This is a genomic window from Lysinibacillus sp. SGAir0095, from assembly GCF_005491425.1.
Taxonomy (GTDB): Bacteria; Bacillota; Bacilli; order Bacillales_A; family Planococcaceae; genus Ureibacillus.
This window is the reverse complement of record NZ_CP028083.1, coordinates 1488035-1508186: the sequence shown is the minus strand read 5'-3', so window position 1 is coordinate 1508186 and position 20152 is coordinate 1488035. Positions and strand designations below refer to the sequence as shown.

General features: G+C 36.3%; 23 protein-coding genes. 9 read left to right on the top strand and 14 right to left on the bottom strand.

Features of this window, described 5'->3' with window-relative positions; genetic code table 11:
* Positions 1 to 364: 364 nt before the first annotated feature.
* Positions 365 to 634: a hypothetical protein gene (locus tag C1N55_RS07435; protein WP_137728229.1), complete on the bottom strand. Its 270-nt coding sequence runs from the start codon at positions 632 to 634 to the stop codon at positions 365 to 367.
* Between the two features lie 217 nt (positions 635 to 851).
* Between C1N55_RS07435 and C1N55_RS07430 the strand changes: the two genes are divergently transcribed.
* From C1N55_RS07430 to C1N55_RS07420, 3 genes are all read left to right on the top strand, one after another.
* Complete coding sequence (locus C1N55_RS07430) at positions 852 to 1343, top strand: DUF2798 domain-containing protein (protein WP_137728228.1); 492 nt, start codon at positions 852 to 854, stop codon at positions 1341 to 1343.
* 162 nt (positions 1344 to 1505) lie between these two features.
* Positions 1506 to 1856 (top strand): hypothetical protein, encoded by a 351-nt coding sequence (locus C1N55_RS07425; protein WP_137728227.1) that lies wholly within the window; start codon positions 1506 to 1508, stop codon positions 1854 to 1856.
* Between the two features lie 346 nt (positions 1857 to 2202).
* Positions 2203 to 2535 (top strand): BRCT domain-containing protein, encoded by a 333-nt coding sequence (locus C1N55_RS07420; RefSeq protein WP_137728226.1) that lies wholly within the window; start codon positions 2203 to 2205, stop codon positions 2533 to 2535.
* Between the two features lie 174 nt (positions 2536 to 2709).
* Here C1N55_RS07420 and C1N55_RS07415 read toward each other — a convergent pair whose 3' ends face one another.
* The 6 genes from C1N55_RS07415 to C1N55_RS07390 all read right to left on the bottom strand — a co-directional run bounded on the left by C1N55_RS07415 (position 2710) and on the right by C1N55_RS07390 (position 9096).
* Complete coding sequence (locus tag C1N55_RS07415) at positions 2710 to 3147, bottom strand: YlbF/YmcA family competence regulator (RefSeq protein ID WP_137728225.1); 438 nt, start codon at positions 3145 to 3147, stop codon at positions 2710 to 2712.
* Entirely contained in the window at positions 3147 to 4694 is a 1548-nt protein-coding gene (gene miaB, locus C1N55_RS07410; protein WP_137728224.1) for a tRNA (N6-isopentenyl adenosine(37)-C2)-methylthiotransferase MiaB, read from the bottom strand. The genes C1N55_RS07415 and miaB overlap by 1 nt, the downstream gene beginning before the upstream one ends.
* A 298-nt stretch (positions 4695 to 4992) precedes the next feature.
* Positions 4993 to 5349, bottom strand: coding sequence for a hypothetical protein (locus C1N55_RS07405; RefSeq protein ID WP_137728223.1), 357 nt, complete (start codon positions 5347 to 5349; stop codon positions 4993 to 4995).
* A 190-nt stretch (positions 5350 to 5539) separates the two neighbouring features.
* Complete coding sequence (locus C1N55_RS07400; protein ID WP_168193818.1) at positions 5540 to 6496, bottom strand: nuclease-related domain-containing protein; 957 nt, start codon at positions 6494 to 6496, stop codon at positions 5540 to 5542.
* Between the two features lie 322 nt (positions 6497 to 6818).
* The gene (locus C1N55_RS07395; RefSeq protein ID WP_137728221.1) at positions 6819 to 7433 is read right to left on the bottom strand and encodes a pyroglutamyl-peptidase I; all 615 of its coding nucleotides are present in this window, start codon (positions 7431 to 7433) and stop codon (positions 6819 to 6821) included.
* A gap of 112 nt (positions 7434 to 7545) precedes the next feature.
* On the bottom strand, positions 7546 to 9096 hold the full coding sequence (locus tag C1N55_RS07390) for a methyl-accepting chemotaxis protein (protein WP_168193817.1): 1551 nt from the start codon (positions 9094 to 9096) through the stop codon (positions 7546 to 7548).
* Positions 9097 to 9668: 572 nt separating this feature from the next.
* Between C1N55_RS07390 and C1N55_RS07380 the strand changes: the two genes are divergently transcribed.
* Complete coding sequence (locus C1N55_RS07380) at positions 9669 to 10235, top strand: hypothetical protein (RefSeq protein ID WP_205758522.1); 567 nt, start codon at positions 9669 to 9671, stop codon at positions 10233 to 10235.
* Positions 10236 to 10339: 104 nt separating this feature from the next.
* A complete protein-coding gene (locus C1N55_RS20660) occupies positions 10340 to 10654 on the top strand; it encodes a DUF6199 family natural product biosynthesis protein (RefSeq protein WP_205758521.1) in 315 nt (104 codons plus the stop codon).
* Positions 10655 to 10751: 97 nt separating this feature from the next.
* Here C1N55_RS20660 and C1N55_RS07370 read toward each other — a convergent pair whose 3' ends face one another.
* From C1N55_RS07370 to C1N55_RS07355, 4 genes are all read right to left on the bottom strand, one after another.
* Complete coding sequence (locus C1N55_RS07370; RefSeq protein WP_137728219.1) at positions 10752 to 11441, bottom strand: Dph6-related ATP pyrophosphatase; 690 nt, start codon at positions 11439 to 11441, stop codon at positions 10752 to 10754.
* Positions 11442 to 11581: 140 nt separating this feature from the next.
* On the bottom strand, positions 11582 to 12184 hold the full coding sequence (locus tag C1N55_RS07365; RefSeq protein WP_137728218.1) for a HutD family protein: 603 nt from the start codon (positions 12182 to 12184) through the stop codon (positions 11582 to 11584).
* Positions 12185 to 12313: 129 nt separating this feature from the next.
* The gene (gene solA, locus C1N55_RS07360) at positions 12314 to 13471 is read right to left on the bottom strand and encodes an N-methyl-L-tryptophan oxidase (protein WP_137728217.1); all 1158 of its coding nucleotides are present in this window, start codon (positions 13469 to 13471) and stop codon (positions 12314 to 12316) included.
* 11 nt (positions 13472 to 13482) lie between these two features.
* Positions 13483 to 14748, bottom strand: coding sequence for a M20 family metallo-hydrolase (locus C1N55_RS07355; RefSeq protein WP_137728216.1), 1266 nt, complete (start codon positions 14746 to 14748; stop codon positions 13483 to 13485).
* A 233-nt stretch (positions 14749 to 14981) separates the two neighbouring features.
* On the opposite strand from C1N55_RS07355, the gene C1N55_RS07350 reads away from it, so the two are divergent.
* The 3 genes from C1N55_RS07350 (at position 14982) to C1N55_RS07340 (ending at position 18104) form a co-directional block, all read left to right on the top strand.
* Positions 14982 to 15863: a LysR family transcriptional regulator gene (locus C1N55_RS07350; RefSeq protein ID WP_168193816.1), complete on the top strand. Its 882-nt coding sequence runs from the start codon at positions 14982 to 14984 to the stop codon at positions 15861 to 15863.
* Between the two features lie 476 nt (positions 15864 to 16339).
* Positions 16340 to 17581 carry a sodium/glutamate symporter gene (locus C1N55_RS07345; protein ID WP_137728214.1) on the top strand — a complete coding sequence of 414 codons (1242 nt, stop codon included), beginning with the start codon at positions 16340 to 16342 and terminating at the stop codon, positions 17579 to 17581.
* A gap of 301 nt (positions 17582 to 17882) precedes the next feature.
* The gene (locus C1N55_RS07340) at positions 17883 to 18104 is read left to right on the top strand and encodes a hypothetical protein (RefSeq protein WP_137728213.1); all 222 of its coding nucleotides are present in this window, start codon (positions 17883 to 17885) and stop codon (positions 18102 to 18104) included.
* Between the two features lie 246 nt (positions 18105 to 18350).
* Here C1N55_RS07340 and C1N55_RS07335 read toward each other — a convergent pair whose 3' ends face one another.
* Genes C1N55_RS07335 through C1N55_RS07325 form a run of 3 tightly spaced genes read right to left on the bottom strand, consistent with a single transcriptional unit; the run spans position 18351 to position 19410 of the window.
* Entirely contained in the window at positions 18351 to 18632 is a 282-nt protein-coding gene (locus C1N55_RS07335; RefSeq protein WP_137730573.1) for a hypothetical protein, read from the bottom strand.
* A gap of 9 nt (positions 18633 to 18641) precedes the next feature.
* The gene (locus C1N55_RS07330; protein WP_137728212.1) at positions 18642 to 19031 is read right to left on the bottom strand and encodes an SHOCT-like domain-containing protein; all 390 of its coding nucleotides are present in this window, start codon (positions 19029 to 19031) and stop codon (positions 18642 to 18644) included.
* A 13-nt stretch (positions 19032 to 19044) separates the two neighbouring features.
* On the bottom strand, positions 19045 to 19410 hold the full coding sequence (locus C1N55_RS07325; protein WP_137728211.1) for a DUF2089 domain-containing protein: 366 nt from the start codon (positions 19408 to 19410) through the stop codon (positions 19045 to 19047).
* A gap of 222 nt (positions 19411 to 19632) precedes the next feature.
* Here C1N55_RS07325 and C1N55_RS07320 point away from each other — a divergent pair, with 222 nt between their 5' ends.
* Positions 19633 to 20079 (top strand): hypothetical protein, encoded by a 447-nt coding sequence (locus tag C1N55_RS07320; RefSeq protein WP_137728210.1) that lies wholly within the window; start codon positions 19633 to 19635, stop codon positions 20077 to 20079.
* Positions 20080 to 20152: the final 73 nt, after the last annotated feature.

The following is a 20152-nucleotide window of genomic DNA, read 5'->3' as shown; positions in this document are numbered from 1 at the left end:
GCTTGTGCCTAATTGGTGAAATGTCACGGATTCGTTTTTTGTAGATTTTACAGATTGTTTTCCATTCGAACATCAAGGGCAAAGTGATATCGTGACACTTCCTGGCTATTCTTGCACTTTTCGCATATCTTGCCTTACACCCCTTGATAAGAAAACAAAAGCGTAAATGTACTTTGGAATTTCGAATCATTAGCTGTTGACAGTTTATAGTATTAAAGGTGGGCGAATAGTGTGACTGAAAAATTTGCGTTATTCATTTTTTACTTATATAGTAAAAAAATTCTTGTCGTGATTTTGATTATCATAAATTGTGAAAAGTAATGCACCAATTTGAAATACAATTTCGAAATGTATCTAAAAACATTTAACCGATGATTTTCTTAATAATGGAGATGAGACGCTCTTTTGTGATAAAACTCTGCCGATATTGGAAAAAAGCATCAGTAAATTGATTAATTTCTAGCCAATGCACTTCTTGACCACCAAATGATTTGACGATAAGTTTCTCCGTCCTGATAATGATTTCCTCTAAAAATTGATTCCCTTTTACACTACTTACTATTTGAAGCGTGTCGTTCATCGTACGCTCTTTTTTGATTAACAAATCATATAGTTCAAATAAGTCTTCTATCATACATTCCCTTCTCTCTCTTTCGGCTTCTAAACTTAATAGATTCTTCTATACATTTTTCCCTCTCCTGTTAAGTGAAAACTCATAATTTCAAAAGGGTCTAAATTTCCATCATTTCAATAACTGTTATCAACGTCACAAAACGTACAAATTTTTTTCCTTACGAGAATTTTTTTGAATCTATATAATACGTTAAGTGAATAGAAAGGAGTGTTTACATATGCCGACAACAAGAAAAGAGAGTGTATATTTCGGTCTAATTATGTGTTTTGGAATGGTACTGTTTATGACTCTCTATAATTTTTACCTTAATGGCATGTTTGGCAAAATTACTTTCCTGGGAGGAGTATCTGACTTTTTAATTGGATTTATTGTTGCATTAATTCTCGACCTGTTTTTAGTGGGACCTTATGCTAAGAAAATTGCTTTGAGATTAACTGCAAATACTTCTAAGGTAATTTATAAAGTCCTGACCATTTCAACATGCATGGTCATTGGAATGGCCTTTTTCATGTCCATTTATGGTTTAGTGACGAATTATTTCCACAACGGTTATTCTTCCCAATCCATTATCTTGGAATTTCTATCAGTGTTTGGTAAAAATTTCATAGTAGCCTTACCATTACAAATCATAATAATGGGTCCAATAGTACGTTTTATATTCACTAAGTATATAAAATCTACTGAAAATAATTTGGTAGTAAAGGGTTAGGACTTACCCAAAACTTAAAAGAAACCATTAAGATTGTATTCCTAATGGTTTCTTTTAAGTTGATAGGTTATAAATTTACAAATCATTTATAATACATCTTCCAATTAAATGGTAAAATCTAAGGGGTCGATCTTTAGTTTCTTTTTAGAAAGGTGTGTACATGTGAAGTATTATCTCGATTTCCTTTTAGCCATTGTATTAACTGCTCTTTCTTATTTCATGGGTAGTCTTCTATTTAATAACGGCTTATCAGCTTGGCAAGCACTTGTTATTGGAACTTCAGTAGTTTTATTGGGCGCTGTTACAGAAGCTCTGAAAGCACCAATGTGGTTAATCATCTTGGTGCCTTTCCCAATTGGCATGATTTTGCTATTTCTTTTTTTAAGTGAACCAGTGCAAATCTGGTCCACTACTTATTTACTAACGTTAGCAATCTACACCGTAATCCACGTTTTCATGAGCTATATATTTAAATTCCACTCGTTGATTCCTGCTTGGAAACTATCTCAATGAAAAATTTATGAGAATTCCACTAGGGGTTCTTTTTTTATGTCAAATTGCATCCGAACAAGGCTTTTCAATTAAAATGAAAGACTTCACTTTTCGACACGTGCCTAGTCTATTTCCATGGGTTCTATGTATTGGAGACTTTCCAAGGATATTATACACATAGTTATATTTGAGAGATTTTCTGCAAAAGTAGCTAACTTTAGAAATAAAGCCCCATCGAGTAATCATTCAGCCCCTTTTGACGAAAATCGAGCCACTATTTTTTATGATAAAATAAAACAATAAATTATTATGGAAGTTTGAAAAGTTCTCTTTTCATATAGAAGAAAACCAATCAAGGAGAAGCAATATGAACCAAAATAAAGACAACCCAGAAGTGATCCTGCTTTCTAACCCCTCTCATCACATACTGCATCCCTTTTGTAATAAACGGATAGTCTTTACAGGGGCCCTTTCCACAATGACACGTTCTGATGCCGCGAAAAAAGTTCGGACTTTAGGAGGCATTTTGCAAGGGGCTGTTACTAAGGAAACCGATTTTGTTATTCTCGGTAAGAAACGACATGGTAAAAGTTCAAAACACTTAAAGGCTGAGCAACTAATAAGCTTGGGCTATGACATACAAATACTGCTTGAAGATGATTTTATGTGGGTTTTATCTATTCCAAAAGATCAAGTTTAAATGGGGAGTATACGATGGAATGTAAGTTAATTGCCATTCGACTTTAATGTCACGACAAAAAGAAAGACACATTTCTTTTACGGAAAAATAAAGACAGCTCCACTTTGGGAAGTCAAAAGAATAAAAAACCCCTACAAACCGTTAAGTCTGTAGGGGTTAAGAGAACCATTTATATTATGAACAGCTTCCAGGTTGGCTGTTGCGTACTTTTGAACCTGTTTCGCCTTTAAGAAGGTCGCCACCTGTTGATTCGATGATTTCATTTGTTACATTGTTTGCAATCGCATTTGATACTAATTGTAATAAGTTATTTACGTCCATTTGTGACTGTTTGAACTCTTGCACAATCGGTGTAGCATCGATTTCTTCTTCGATTTTCGCAATTTTTTCATCGATTAATTTTAATGCTTTTTCCTTACCTAAGTGTTGGAAATTAACAGCTTGCTTTTGTAATGTTTTCAGACTTGCGATTTTTTCACGAACATGTTGATTTTCATTGATTTGCTCTTCAGCTTTTTTGAAAAACTCAACTTCTTCCGTGTTGGCAATCATATGTGCGATTTCTTTTGCTTTTTCTACGATTTCGTCTTTTGTATAAACTTTAGTTGTCATTATACTTCCACCCCATGTCGATGTACGACCTCTACAAACTCACCACGTAGTGAGTAAGATTTCGCCTCGAGTATTTTTACTTTCACAATGTGGCCCACCAATTCTTTCGGTCCATCAAAGTTAACTAATTTATTCTTTCTCGTGTAACCAGCCAGTACGTCATCACGTTTTTTACTGCTACCTTCAACCAATATTTCTACCACTTGGCCTTCGAATTGTTTTAATGATGCTGCTGAAAACTCTTCAACCACCGCATTTAAACGATGAAGGCGCTCTTTTTTCACTTCTTGCGGAACATTGTCGTTCATCTTCGCAGCCGGTGTTCCTTCACGAGGAGAATAAATATATGTGAAGGCCATTTCAAATCCAACTTCTCGATAAAGGTCAAGAGTTTCCTGGAATTGTTCCTCTGTTTCATTTGGATAACCAACAATAATGTCAGTTGTTAATGTTACATCAGGAATCGCTGCCTTAATTTTGCGAACTAATTCTAGGAAGTGCTCACGTGTATATTTACGTGCCATAATTTTCAAGATATCATTTGAACCTGATTGTACTGGTAAGTGAATATGCTCTACCAAGTTGCCACCTTTAGCTAGCACTTCGATCAAGTGATCATCGAAGTCGCGAGGGTGACTTGTTGTGAAACGAATGCGCGGTATATCAATTTTACGTAACTCGTCCATTAAATCTCCAAGTCGGTATTCGATATCGGCGAAGTCTTTCCCATAAGCATTGACATTTTGTCCTAACAGCATAATCTCCTGATAGCCCTGTGCCGCCAGCTCACGCACTTCTTGAATAATCTCATCCGGACGACGACTGCGTTCTTTCCCTCGCGTGTAAGGAACGATACAGTATGTACAGAATTTATCGCAGCCGTACATAATGTTTACCCAAGCTTTAATGGCACCATTTCGTTGCTTTGGAAGGTTCTCAATAACATCCCCTTCTTTAGACCAAACTTCGATGACCATTTCCTTGGACATGTAGGCTTCTTTTAGAATGTGTGGTAAGCGGTGGATGTTATGAGTACCGAAAACCATATCCACATGTTGGTATGTTGTTAAAATTTTATTTACAACCGACTCTTCTTGTGACATACAGCCACAAACGCCGATTAACAATTCAGGATTTTGACGTTTATATTTTAATAGGTAGCCAAGCTCACCAAATACTTTATTTTCAGCATTTTCACGAATCGCACATGTGTTTAAAAGAACAACATCCGCTTCTTCGATTCTGTCGGTAGGTTCATACCCCAGCTGCATGAAAATCCCAGCCATTACCTCGGAGTCATGCTCGTTCATTTGACATCCGTATGTACGAATGAAAAATTTACGCCCGTTGCCCATAGCCAAAAACTCTTCATCAATATTGAAATCCTTGTGGTACTTCACTTCCTCTTTCCCACGCTTTTTCGCATCTTTTAAAGAAGGTGCCGTAATCACTCGTTCGAAATATTGACTATAATCTTTTTCAAGCTTAGCGCTTTTCGGTTTTGGTTGATTAACTTGCTGACTCGCTAGTCGTTGTTCCTCATTCATTGAATATTAGAAACTCCTTTCAAGATTGGTTTCGTACATTCGAACCCCATTTAAATATTATAACGAATTATAGGTAGAAAGAACAATAAGGTGCATTAAATTTGTAATATATTTTAGAACTGAAAGGAATCTCTGATGAACATCTGAAATAACAGGGTTTTTGTGCTAATTTTGGTAACTGAACCAAACGTTTTTTGCTTCATTTATGTAACTAATTTGACACAATGACTAGCACTTATTTTATGCGTGTGCAACTCTCTTTCGGATACTACTCCGTCTTCGCGCGTGTGAATGCTTACTAATTCGTTACAATGAATTCCAAGTACTGCTCTGGATCATTTTCCTTTAAAATTGCTAAAAAAGTAAAACAAAGCTGCACCACCGACTGCCAGTTCATCTGATACCGCTCTTCAAACTGAAATTTTGGCAATTGCAACACTTCCTTAAAAACAGATTGAGGGTCCAACTCTTTCAACTCCAAATATTTTAAGAATGCGAGAAAAAGCTTATGATCCTGCACAGCCAGCAACTTTTCCTCCACTAGCTTGTCAATTTCCTGCACATCCTGCAGCGAATTCGCCTTCCGAAACATTTTATCAAGCTTTTCATTCTGCTTTTGCTCTTTAATCGAGATGAAATCAATGATTTTGTTCAAGTTGATTACCTCTTTTCTTTTGGGGATTGGGGGGTGATGTGGAATCTAGCCACTTTAGCTGAAAATCCCGCCACTTTTTGAAATAATCTAGCCACTTTTTGTCAAAATTCAGCCACTTTCTTCAATAATCCCGCCACTTCGAAAATACACAAAATATATCTATTAAATTTCAGTCAATTATACTATTTTTCTACAATCTTTTTCTCCAAATATCCTCTGGAATCAAGTAATTTCTGTTCCTAGTAGACCCTTTAGAGTCAAAATTCATTCTTTTAAGCAATTTACTAACAGAATGTTCACTTTCAATAAAAAAGAAATCTCTAAACGCTCGATTTGTAATCCACTCACTAGACAAAACTCGATAATCATGCAAGCCTTGATAAAGAGGTTCTTTAGAAGTCATTCCACAAGTACAAACAAACTTTCCAAAGTTATATGCCATCCTTCTCCCACACCTACAAATCGCCCCCTTATGCAGTGGCGGAATCTCGAATCGAGGCACATAGATACTGGGTTTATGCAGGGTCCTCAAGTTGTTGATTAGCATCTCATAATGTACAGGTGAGAGCTCAGAGAGGCTGTACTTTAATAATAACTTTTTTAACTCTATAGGCAAACCAATCGCATGGAAAATGGGAAATTCCTTGGGCACATCGCCAATAATTGTGGAGGATTCAGCAATCACAACTGCTTTATGAATCGGCAGCGTTAATCCTAACCGTTCAACGATTCTTTCAATCATATCTGCATGACGCTGAACCTGATCGAAGGGGCTTTGAAAGCTTTCAATCTCCCCAATTCGGTTCATTCGCAAGAACTGATGCTTGTCTTTTTCATACCAAATCTTACCGGAAACATTCTTAATTTCGAGGATAAACATAAAGTGGGGACATAGGAATAAGGTGTCGATTTGATGCAAATTGCCAAAATCATTTCTGATTTCATAGCTATGTATAAGTAGAGAGTTGGTCGGCACGGTGAGTTCCTTCCACAATCGATCCACCTTCAACTCCCCCCGGTAGCCAATTTCTGCCCGTCGCAATAATGAAGTAACATACTCATACCTCGGGTGATTCACATCAATCCGCCGTTTCAATGCATCCAATACAATAATTTTTGAGGATAAATTTCGGTCTATAATTAACAAAAACATTCTCCTTTTCTGCAATGTTAATAATATTAGGAAGCTTTGATAGCTGTTTGCTTTCAAATGGGTTGTGGAGTTATTTTAAGAGGGGAAATTTCAACGAGAAAATATGTTGAGAGACTATATTAATACAATAATAACTTGTTTTTTGTATACCTCACTACAGAAAAATATAGCTGGGGCGGATTTTCGACAAAAGTTGGCGGATATAACGTAGAAACTGGCGGATTTATGCTCCAAGTTGGCGGATTTATTAAAACTTGCCCATTTTACATCCCTCCTATTTTATTAGGAGGGATGTAATGTGGACGAATCCTCAATATTACGCTCTAACAAAGCTTACAGTTTCCTTGATACATAGCTCTACTCCGTTTATTAAATCTCGTATATGCCATCCAGGGATTTTTCCATGCTGAATAGCTAATTCAAACGAAGCGGGAATATGGATAAATCCTGCTAACACGTCACTGTTTTGCTTTGCGTAGGCCAGGCCTTCGTACATAATGTTGTTACATAAATACGTTCCAGCTGTATTCGAGATTTCTGCTGGAAACCCTTCCTTGTTCAATCTTTCAACTATTTGTCGAATTGGTAAATTGGTTAGATATGCATCGACACCGTCTTCATGTATTTTTGCGTCAACCGGCGCGAATCCATTATTGTCTGGCTCACCGTCTTTCATATTGATGGCGATTCGTTCTGGCGTGATTTTGTATCGTCCACCTGCTAGCCCCAAAGAGATAATAATGTCAGGTTGTACCTCTTCGATATATGATTTCAGCTGGCTTGAGGATTCATTAAAATCCACTTTCATTATTCGACCGAAAATCTTGTAATCTTCCATCACTTTTTCATTCAGTGCTTCTACAACTTCCATCGTCGGGTTCATTTTAAAATTTAAGAAGGGTTCAAACCCCGTTAGTAAAATTTTTTTCATAACTTCGCCTCAACTTTTAATGTTTCACTAAAAATTAACAAAAAAAACTATTAACTTCAACAGTTTTCTGAAAATTAATAGTTTTAAAACATTTAACTAAGCTTTATAAGATCTATATCGTAAACCTCTTTATCGCGGTCGTTAGAGTTTGAATATTTCTTGAGATTTTTTGAATCTCATCGTGAATTTCTTTGTTTGCTTCGAGTTGATCGGTTGTTGATGCGGACACTTGTTCAATCATTTTCGCATTCTCTTTTGAAACTTCGCTCAATTGCAAGGAATTGCCCGCAACCTCTTTCGTATTTTCCGTAATGACGTTAATAGTTGAGGCTACCTCGCCAATGTGAGGTCCGATTTCATTGACAGCTGATACAATTTGCTGAAATTTAGATGCTGTTTGGTTCGTTGTATCAATCCCAGTTTGAACAGACTGGAGGGCACTGCTCATGAAATGAACGGATTGTTGTGAATCACCTTGAATCTTTTTGATGATTTCTTCGATGACTTTGGTTGAACTCACGGATTGTTCGGAAAGCTTGCGAACTTCTCCTGCCACTACACTGAACCCCTTACCATATTCCCCAGCTCGAGCTGCTTCTATGGCTGCATTCAAGGCCAATAAATTGGTTTGCTCGGCAATCGAATTTATTATTTGAATCACTTGCTCAATTTCTTTCGAATGCCTCACCAGAATTTGCATCATGTCATAGGACTTCTTCACAGTCTGTTCAATTTCGTGCATTTGTTCATTGTTAAATACCACAAACTCAACGCCGGCGTTTGCTTCCTTGACCGTTTGGGTAATGTTTTGTTCTATAAACTCAATTCGCTCCGCTATAACGACAACGCCATTTGCAATTTCTTGCAGCGCAGTAGTGTTAAGATTCAATTGTTCTGTTGACTTAATTGTGGCCGTTGTTAAATCGGACGCATCATGTGAGATATGAATGGATGCTTTTGTTGTTTTTACGGAGGCAGACTGCAATTGATCATTCGCTTTATGTACGGATGCAGCACTACGTTGAACTGTTTTTAACAATTCTTTTACTTCCGAAGCCATCTGGTTGTAGCTTAACATCACTTCGCCTAGTTCATCCTTTGAGTCATACTTGGCAATTTGCGTAAAATCCCCCTGCTGAGCCTGCTTAAGTAACTTTTTCAATTGTCGAGTTGGCAAATTCACTGAACGAGTTGCCCCGATGCTCAAAATTATTATGATGAAAATCATTACAACCGAAACGCCAGTTAACAGCTTATAGCCGAATGAAATGTCTTGTTGATGGGAAATTAATTGGCTCTCAGCTCGAGAAGTAACATATTCCTTCATTTCCTGAGAGACAGTTAAAATTTCGCTATCATTTCCGTTTTCTAATGTCTTACTTAACTCAGATATGTAAAATTCCATTTTTGAATCAAACTGATACTCCTTAAATGTGGCTAGTTTCTCATTCGCCTGATCCAAATCTCCCGTATGTATAAAAGCCTCCATATCAGCAATTGCATTCACTGCCAGCAGCTTTTCCTTGAACATTTTTTCCGTGTTATTTTCCATTTTTCGCAAATAATCCATACTAAATATCGCAAAGATACAATTGGAGATAATACAAACAATCATTAAAACCATCAATCGATCTTTAACCTGAATATAGCGTTTTAACCGCAACCTAAAGCACTCCCCTATACGTAATACTTTTAGCATAGTTTAGTACTATAAAGTATTTATGAGGAATTTGTTAAATTATTGTAAATTGAATAGCGATATTAGCATAAATCGACTATAAAGCATGGATTGAGAAGTATATCTTATCTAGACTCTTCAATTAACTTATCCCCAATGAATCTTTTGTAATATGTATATGTCCAGGAACAGCAAAAAAGCTAAGAGAATTTTCTTAGCTTTTGGATAATAATTTCCGATCAGTTGAAACAGCTTGCCACCAGAAATAAGACGAACATTTAAGGAAAAGGTACAATTGTTGCTCGGTAATATAAAGCGTCTTACTTGATACGTCCATTAAAGTGGTTGATTTTGTACCAAAAGCATAATACCCGAAGGTCAACATATAGCAAGTTGGAACAATTAAAAGGATGACTGTTAAAGCGGAAATAATTAATTTCCATTTGGATGAATTGATTACCCTTTTCACCTTTTTAGTTTGTTGTAATTGCTCGCTCCATATGCTTATTCGAGGCATTAATATCGGTTAACGTTCGAATATAAAGGATGGGAACATTGTGGGAATACTAAAAAAGAAAAAGCTTTTAACTGTGACAATTCTACTAATGATTACATTTTTATTTGTTGTGACAGGCTGCAGCAAGACTAGTAAGGATATAGAAAAATATCTTAACACTGGTAGTGGTATTGATGCACCTGCTAAACAAATGATGCCTACTCTTGATCAATTACCCGTATATGAGAAAATTGAATATAGGTATACGAAAAAAACAATGTTATTCTTTCAATCTCACTCAGTTGCACTGATTGTTAATTATGATGAGCAAACATTTGAAAATGAAAATGAAAAATTAGCAGAAAACTTTACATTTTCAACTATGACTTCTGCTACTACCGATGAAGCGAGTACCCCTGATTATCAATTCGTCATCAATAGTTATACTTTTAAAATAGTTGATGAAAATGAATTTCCTAAATCATTTGGGATGATTGGAACATCGGATAAAGAACAAAGTATTGCCTATCTCTATTTTTATGATTTTGATTTAGATTCTATCGGGGAAGAAGATAATAGCAACCCGATGCCAGAGTTTGTGAACGATTATTTCAACTATGATTTTTAGGTAGCATCAGTTTAGTTGAATAAGAAGTTAACTAGTGAAACTTCTTACGGTATAATTCGTAAATTATGTAAATTCCTAATCCTTCTATATGAGGTGATAAACCAATGACATCGTTTGCTGAAATTGTATTTGTATCAATATTGTTAATTCCTTTATATCTTGTATTAATCTGGTCGTATCTGGAGCCAGAGCAAAGTATACTATTAGGGAAAAGATGGAAGTATACAGAAGAACCAGAACCATCCAAAAAAGCTATTCGCTATACAAAATTTACTTCGATGACTACCATGATTGCAATCCCTTTTGTTCTATTAGGATTTCTAACCAGCAATAACATACTTAGCTTTATACCACTGATCTTTATTTTCATTTTGGTATTTGGCGCGTTAAAAATATTTATATCTGTCGATCATTCTTGATCATTGACTTTTACTAGGTCTAAAAGGATCCTATTAGGTAATAAGCGTGTTTTAATCATTTTTCTAGACACGCTTATGTATTTCTTATTTTTATAGGCTACCGATCTAGCTCCAAAGGTAAAAATGCATAATCTCCGTCCTTGACAACCTTACATTTACGGACTGGAATGGGCTGTTTAAAGATTGGCCCATCTATTACTGTGGTATGGAACTCTCCACCTTCTCCACAAGGGTCAATCCCACGAGCCACAAGTTCCTTCACGTATTCATGAGTCAAGGTGCGTCCTAAATCGTCCTCTCGCATTCCAAGAGTTAGATTGACAGTTACAATCATTGTTACAAATCCTAGATCGATGAACTCTTCCACGACTTCACGATGGTCCAATTCCCATAAGGGCATACCAAGCTTTAATCCTGCATAGTCAGCTACCTTTTCATGCCAACAACCATGTGCAGGCATATCTAAATCTCCTGTGACTAACACTTCTGCTCCATGATTTTTTGCTTTTTCCAAAAGACTTATAAAAACTTTTTCATAATCTGCCCAACTTGCTGCTGCAGAATAAATAGGCAAACCTATAGAACTAGCTTGGGCACGTATGAGATCCGGAGGCATACCATGGGATCTGGAACGTTTCCCTTGTTCCTCCATCATGACGATCAGGCCAGCCGCTTCGCCTACCTTCATTGCTTTATATAGAGCTAACGTACTATCCTTTCCCCCGCTAAAAGAAGCTATAAATTTATGCCCGTGAGCACTAGTTTTCCAATCCCGTAATTCTGCCAATCATAACTTCCCCCTTTAATCTGATGGAGATTTCGCTATTTCTTTCCTTACGTATTTATATTAATTCTATCATCATTGAACATCAAATGAAGATATCATTTACAATCTATTATTCAAGTTGGGGAAGAGGGTATTAATAGTTATAGAGCATTAACAAATCTTATATAAATAAATTGAATGCTATCCGTTTGTGAATATAACTTAATCTCATCATTATCTATTAAAATATCGTTTTCATTCAAATAAAGGCTATCTCCTTTATCAAGAAAACTGTTCAAACTCCCTCCAACCTCAAATGGTTCCAGTGCTATAAATAAATGATGCACTTCTTTATTTTGATCCTTGATGCAGGATAATGGATAATTCATATAATCGGTTTGGAAGAACTCAGCTTTCATCATAGAAGATATGGCAGGTCCTGTTATGAGATTCAGATTAGTTGCCACCCCTTCACTGGTTGTCTTCCAATCTCCTTGATAAATAGTCTGTTCGTATGGGGTTAAATTCACGCTGCTCTGTTCTAGGTAGTTAAGTTTTAGAGTTCCCTCAAGCACCATTGTTTGTCTATTAAACCCTTTTAATTTTGTAAAAATAGTCTGTTCTTCCTCGATCGTCGCTATGCTAACTCTCCATTCAAATTGTCTCCCAACGTATGAAGCTTCTGGTGGGTAGATCATGATTTCTGTTGTGCTTCCACCGCTCCATTTGGCCGTATGTAATTCATCTTTTTTAATTAATTTCAAATTCCAATCCCCCGTTTTAAGTTAAAACTTAATTTTCACTAAATGACCAACTTGATTTAGAGGAAAAAAATGACCATGAAATCCATGATCATTTTAATACTTCTATATTAATCTTCTTATTAAATGCTCTTATATCGATTCACTAACATTATAGAATCGATTAAGTCTTAAAAATGAAATGTCTTGTTCTGATTTCCCTTCAATCGCTAATTCTGACAATGTTTTTCCAATAGCACTTGCAAATTTAAATCCGTGGCCCGAAAATCCACCTGCAAAAATTAGATTGCTATGTTCCGGATGAAAATCAATAATAAAATCCTCATCGGGCGTCATAGAGAATAGACAAACCTTTCCATCATTTAAACGACCATTTGCTTGAGGTAAAAAACGACTTAAGAAAGAACGTAAGTCTTCTTCTTCTTTCGGAGTACTGAAAAAGTCACGATTCAATTCATCCGGATCTACTTCTTCGCCCAAATCCATCCGTCCTACTTTTAATCCTTGTCCGTTATAGTCTGGAAAACCGTAATAATGTCCAACGTTATGCGTATCAAAAACAAAACACGGGAATTGGCTTCCGTATAAATCCTCTTCCGATGTTTCAAACCATCCAAATGTTTTGCGAAGCGGTTTAATTTCCAATTGAAGCTCAGGTAATAATTTGGGTATCCACGCACCTGCAGTAACAACAGCTTTTCGGGCTATTAAAGTATCATTGGCTGCTGTTATAACTTTCACTTCCACATCAGATACTTGGATATCTTCCACTCGTTGATTCTCAAGGATTGTGACACCTAATTTCTCACATTCCTCTTTATATGTTAAAACACATTCCTCACTATAAAGAAAACCTGAATGTGGATCATAACAAGCTACATAATCTTCAGGGACAGTAATACCCGGCCATCTTTCCATCAAACCTTTTGCATCGAGTTCTTCATACGCAAGATTGTATTTAATGGAACTATCAATTGTTTCTTTTACAAAATCAGAGTCAGGATATCCGACGGAAATTGCACCTGTTTGATTAAATAATGTTTTACCTGTTTCATTTTCGAGTTCTTTCCATAGATCTAAAGATTCTTTTACTAACGGAACATATGTACCTCCATTTCCGTAACCCAAACGCAAAATGCGCGTTTCTCCGTGATGACTTCCAAATAGATTGGGAATAGAATATTGGTCGATCACTAAGACTTTTTGATTTCTCTTTGCTAAGTAATAAGCTGTTGCGATCCCCATGGTTCCTCCACCAATTATGGCAACATCATATGCATGCTCATTCATAAGATTTCCTCCTAATTTAACAGATTGTCTAATTTAAAAATAGATTGTAGTAACACATTGGCAACCTTTTCAATATCTTCAATTCGGCTGTATTCTTCTGGACAATGGCTTTTTCCATCTATACTTGGGACAAATAACATGCCGGCTTTTGTAATGGAGGCAAGATGTGTTGCATCATGACCCGCCATACTTCCCAATAGGAGATACTTGTCCTCTGGTGGAACAGCGTCTTTAAATGTTTCGATAATTCGTTTATCCATTTCTGTTGGAGCTTGATCTAAAATATTGGTTCTGTTAACTTTAATTGGTTGGTGATTTGCAAGTTCTGCAAATACATTCTCTACTTGTTGTAACGTCTCTTTTATTTTTTCAGCCTTATCGCCACGAATTTCCATAAGTAAATTCACTTCGTTTGGAATGATATTAGGTGCCCCAGGTTTAATAGAGAACTGCCCTATTGTTCCAACTACCTCATCAGATGGATGATTACGAACAATTTCTTCAAAAGCTACCACAAATTTTGATGCTGCCACAAGTGCGTCGTTTCTTTCCTTCATTAATGTAGTGCCAGCATGATTTGCTTCGCCTTTAAATGTAATTTCTTCTCTGTAGATTCCCGTAATGGCTGTGACAATTCCAGTAGAAATCGATTGATTGAGCAGCCTTTTCCCTTGCTCAATATGCACTTCTAAGAATGCCGCTAATTCATCGGGCTTCTTTTGTGCAGTTTCAATCGCATCCACAGAGCCCCCCGCAGAAGCAAGTGCCGTTTTAAGGGAAATCCCCTCTTTCGTTTGCACATGCTCAATATCCGACTTTTTAAGTTTTCCAGTCACAACTCTACTACCAAAAGTTGAAAGATTATATGGATTAGGCTCTTCTGCTGTAAAGGAAACTAAGCCAATTGGATGTTCGGTTGTAATCCCATTTTCAAGCAATGTCGTTAAAATTTCTAAACCAATTAAAACGCCCAGTGCACCATCATATCTCCCGCCATTAGGAACGGTATCAAGATGGGAACCTATTATGATTGGTGCTTTCTCATTGGTATTAGGTAAACTAGTCCAAATATTTGCTGCTGCATCAATTTGGTAATCTAGTTTTAACTCTTTAATTTTGTTAATAAACCACTGTCTTGCTTGTAAATCATCGACTGAGAAAGTAATGCGATCCAGTCCATGCGACTCGTTTAAACCGATGTTCCCTAGTTCTTCAATATTAAATTGCAACCGTTCTCTGTTAATGTTTATAGAAGTATTTATAGAGAGCTTATTCATCAAATCACCTTATTTCTTAGAATTTATATAAATTTGATTCGCTAATAGATTTCTCCAAGCACTGCTACCTGGAAATTTATAAAACTACTAACCTATTACAACTCCCCCTTAACGGTATTAGAATTTTCTGATAATACTTTACAAACTTATTGTATAATGGAACTATTCCATTCGTAAAATAAATGAATTTAATAGATATCATTAAAAATTTAAATAGTTAGTTGGTGGAAATTTTGGAGTTTAGAAACATCATCACATTTCTATGCGTGGCTGAAATTGGTTCTTTTACTGGAGCAGCCAGTCAGCTGGGGTATGTCCAATCTACAGTTACGATTCAGATTAAACAATTGGAAGAAGAGTTAGGTACAGTTCTATTCAATCGTATTGGAAAAAGAGTAGAGCTCACCGCAAATGGACAGAGTTTTATGCATTATGCTAACCAGCTTGTAACGATTTCAGAACAAGCTAAGCTGATTGGCAAACGACCAGAGAAAATGGAAGGCAACCTTCATATTGGCATATTAGAGTCCCTTTTGATATGGGTTTTATCAGAAAAGCTTCCGCAATATTATTCACTTTTCCCGTTGATCAAGGTACAAACAAGGACTGCTCCATCAAACGAATTATTCCAAATGTTAAAGCAGAACAAGTTGGATATGGTGTATTTTCTTGGCAAAAAAATGTATAGCAATGACTTTGTTTGTGCCTGGTCGGAGCCCGTCAGAATCGTTTTTGTTACACATCCCGACAATCCATTTGCAAATAAAAAAAATGTCCTTTTGAGAGAGCTTGTAGAGCAGCCATTTATCTTAACAGAGAACACCGGTTTTTATAGAAGTATTTTGGAAGAAACCGCTATGCAACAAGGGTTCACAATCCAACCTTTATTTGTCATAGACAATACAAGCGCCATTATTAAATTGCTTAAAAAAGGGCTCGGGATTTCATTCTTACCGGAATATGCAGTGAAGGAAAGTTTAAACAATAACGAGTTGGTCACGATTGATGTAGTAGATTGCTCTATACAATTATGGAGCCAGTTATTTTATCATAAAGATAAATGGCTGGCTCCTCAAATGGAGAGTTTCATTGAACTAATAAAGGGAACTGAATAGACCCGCAAAAGTTTATAGTGGGTGGGTAAAATGAATCAGCCTCGGTTCCATAAAAGAAGGAACCAAGGCTGTTTATTATTTTCTTCGTGTTATCCAAAATAAATCCTTTAAGGTCTCTGATGGTGAGAAACGATGATTTCCATCCATTACTATTAAAATTTTTAATGATATCTATTTAATCTATTCATTTTACGAATAAAATCTATCTATTATACAATAATTTTGTAAATTAATTATCAGAATATTAAGTATAGTCAAAAAGAAAGGTTAAAAAGTTGAAGTATAAGCAGTTCGTATGGGTTTGATAGTTAATTTCATTCATTCTACTTAAATAATGATAGAAAGAGAGTTATTGTGTCAATTACAAACAAGATGGAAAAACAAGTTTAGTTGCTACATTTAGAAGAAAAACAGCGCTTGCTCTGCTGATTTTCTGGTTTAAGGATTCGTCAAATAATGATTTGGGAGGGAAATAGATGGTTGAATTCGAGCTTGATATGTACCAGGTTGCAGCTGTTGCTGCAATTATGTTTTGGTTAGGTTCCTGGATAGTCAAGAAAAATGCTTTCTTAAGTAAGTATTGTATTCCTGCACCTTTGGTTGGAGGTCTGATTTTCGCATCGATAAACACCGTACTTGCTGCTAGTGGGATGATGGTCATTACTCTTGATACGACTCTGCAAAATATATTGATGAGTGTTTTTTTTACTACTATTGGTTTTACTGCCAGTATACCTCTCATGAAAAAAGGCGGCAAACAAATTTTGGTCATCTTGTTCATTTCGGTCGTAGTACTCACACTGCAAAATGGGATTGGAAGCAGTATCGCCTCATTGTTCGGCATTGATCCTAGGCTAGGTTTAGCGGTTGGCTCCATTGCACTAATGGGTGGTCCAGGTACGGCTGCTGCATTTGGTACTATAATGGAAGGACCAGATTATTTGGTACAGGGAGCCTCCGTTGTCGGTTTAGCAGCCGCAACATTTGGATTGATAGCAGGCAGTATATTAGGTGGGCCTATCATGCGAAGACGTTTGAATCAGCTTGCGCTCAAAGAATTAGCTATTACGAAAAGTGAAGTAGCTGTTACAAAAAATGAAGTGGTGGATATAGAAGAAGTTGAAGTAGAAAGAGAGAAAAAAGCTCTTGGAATGATTAGAACTAGTAGCGATCGTTTCGTTTGGGCAGCCATGTTACTAGCACTTGCATTGGGATCTGGTGTAGTTCTATCGAATATAATGGCTGCCACAGGGATCACTTTCCCTGCCTACATGGGGTCGCTAATAATGGGCGCGATCATACGGAACATTGTGGAAGCGGTCGGCCAACGTCATCCAAATGAAGAAATGGAAATATGCGGTGATATTTCACTATCGTTGTTCCTAGCCATGGCAATGATGGGTCTTAAACTATGGGTGCTAGCAGGCCTGGCAGTTCCAATAATTGTTATCCTGATAGCCCAAGTAGTATTCATGTTTCTGTTCAGTTATTACATACTGTTCAAATTGCTCGGTAAAAATTACGAGTCAGCGGTTCAGACTGCTGGTTTCATTGGATATGCGATGGGTTCCATGTCAAACGCAATGGCTAACATGCAGACCATTACTAGGAAATATGGTCCTGCCCCGGCTGCTTACTTGGCTATCCCTATAGGCGGGATGATATCGGACTTCTTTAACGCCGTTATTATTACAGGATTTTTAAATTTCTTTACTTAAACAATCGGAGGTGCTACGGCATCTCTTTTTCTAATTGTATGGGCGTTCAAATTAGTTATCAAAAGCTGTTTTGCTAGTTCAACAATCGAACCTTTAAATTTAGGAATCGTCCTAATGTGGTTTATATTGCAGTAAGAAGTGTTCACTTTAATGTTTTTGTTAACACTACCAAAAACCAACTACTTAAATTCAATACTAAATTTCTTCAATGGAGAATTTTTATAAATGATTGGATTATGGTAAAATAAACCATATAAAAGTTATAGGTGAAAATAGTACCAATCGGATTGGGGGTTAAGAGATGAATGAAAAGAAGAAAGGTAAAAGGCAGATAATCGTAATCGTTATCATGATTTTACTGATGGTCGCGTCCTTTGTTTCCATGTTCCAAGGCTATTACCGTACTGCTTTTGTTTTCTTTGGCATTTTAGTGGCAATCATGAGTTTCATTGGTAGCCGGGCATCAATTGATAATCGGGTTTATCTTCATACAAAAAATTATAAGAATAATAATAGATGGTAATATGCTTCTTATGATTGTGATGATCTCGATCTAAAATAAATTGCATAGTTTGGGAAGCAATAAAGGGACCGATAGTTGAACAACAATGCTCAACTATCGGTAGTGATTTGTGTATAAAAGCTAAATCTCAACCCCGCCCTAAATCTAGAACGAGGTTATGTTTGTTTGGACAAATGAATGATATTAACGGTATTGTAAATAAAATATTACGTTATCTCTTCAAATGTAAATTAAGATTAATGTGTTTTATAGTCTAACCTTAACCTCCGTACCGTCACTAGCTTTGACATCTACAAGCACCATCCCCTTATGGTTTTTAAGTTCTTTAAGGATGGGCTTTAGCAACTTCTTGTCAATTTGAGGGAAGGTAAAGTCGATTTTATTTTTTTCGAAGTGCTCTTTTGTCCATTTGTTTGCGTTTTTCTGTAGAAATTTCGAAGACAAAATTGCAATCGCCATGTTTAAAATAGCATATGGAACTGGGATGGATAATCGAACTTCATTTGATTTCACTTTTACATGCATCATAGGCAATCACTAATCAATGAAGACAGAAACGGTATCCCCGTTTGCCGATTTAATATCCACAATTTGGCCATCTAATTCGTTTTCGATTGCTTCAATAATCAGGCTGATATCGATATCTTTAATGTATTTTTCCGATTGCGGAATGCTTGACGCGATACTGTGTCCAGCCATTAAGACTACTTTGACAAGTTTGATAGGCAAATTGACCGTGACGTTATCATTTTCGGCTGATACGACACGAATTCTTAATGTTTTATCTAGATATTTGGATGGTTTTTCTGTGAGCTTATTACCTGACTCTTCTTTTTCTTTTAACACTTGAATCAGTTCCGACCCCTTATCTGCATCAATCTTACCTTCTTGAACCATTGTTAACACTCTTGTGATTTCCTCTTTCATACTCAATTCCTCCTTATTCTTCTTTTAAGAGCTTGATGGCTTCTTCTGGTGTGATTTCACCATTTTCCAACATGGTAACAATTTTTTTCTCGTCTACTTCATTTTTCTTTTTTTGCACATATCCAAGGGATGTAATAATCTCTGTTAGCTTGCCTCGAACTGTAGGATAAGAAATCCCCAGTTCCTTTTCAACTTCTTTGATATTGCCTCGACAAGTTAAAAAAACTTCCACAAAATGCAGCTGATCCTTTGATAAGGAGGCCAGCTTAGTTAATTCAAACTCATTTTCAATCGTTGTGTGACAATGGGAGCACTGCAACTTCGTAATTTTCAATGTTTTACTGCAGACAGGACAATTCGTGATTACTTTATAAGCCATTATGAAATCCCTTCCTTTTAGTTAACTCGATTATAAACCAAATAATTTAGAAAATAAATAATAAAGTTAAATATTTTTAATTAAAAAATTAATAATTTTAATTTGTTTATTAATTTTATTAATTCCGCATGCGATATTTATCTAAAACTCAGTATCGAACCTGGTAACAATTGGTATCGTCTAAGAAATTGATTCATTTAAGTCGTAAAAACGAGGTGTGAAATGAAATTAAAATACTGTATAGGATTGCTCGTTATTCTTTCACTGTCGGGGTGTATTGGGGAGAATTATGATTTTAGCCCACCTTCTGTTGAGCTTTCGAGCGATAGTAATTTTGAGCCGCTGGAATTAGAGGAAGCAAATATTGATTGGCGTGGAGAAAATAATAACCAGATTGAAAATGAAACAGAAGACATTTTATCGCTTTCGAAAAATCTTCAATCAATTTACGGTTTTAGAGGGGAGGAAGTTGACTTACTTTTTGGACACCATGATTTTGACCTTAGGGAATTAAGTGTCGTAGCTTGGAAAAATGAGCAGAAGTTTGAACTAGAAGCGAGCGATAGTTCCTTCTATTTACCAAGTGAAAAAGGCGACTATATACTTGAAGTAAATCTTAAGACTGATCGAGGGACTGCTCAATACGTTGGGAATGTGAATGTTCAATAAAAGTGGCGGAATTATTGAGTAAAGTGGCGAGATTACAAAGCAATCCACCATCCCCCCTTAAAAAAGGAGCTCC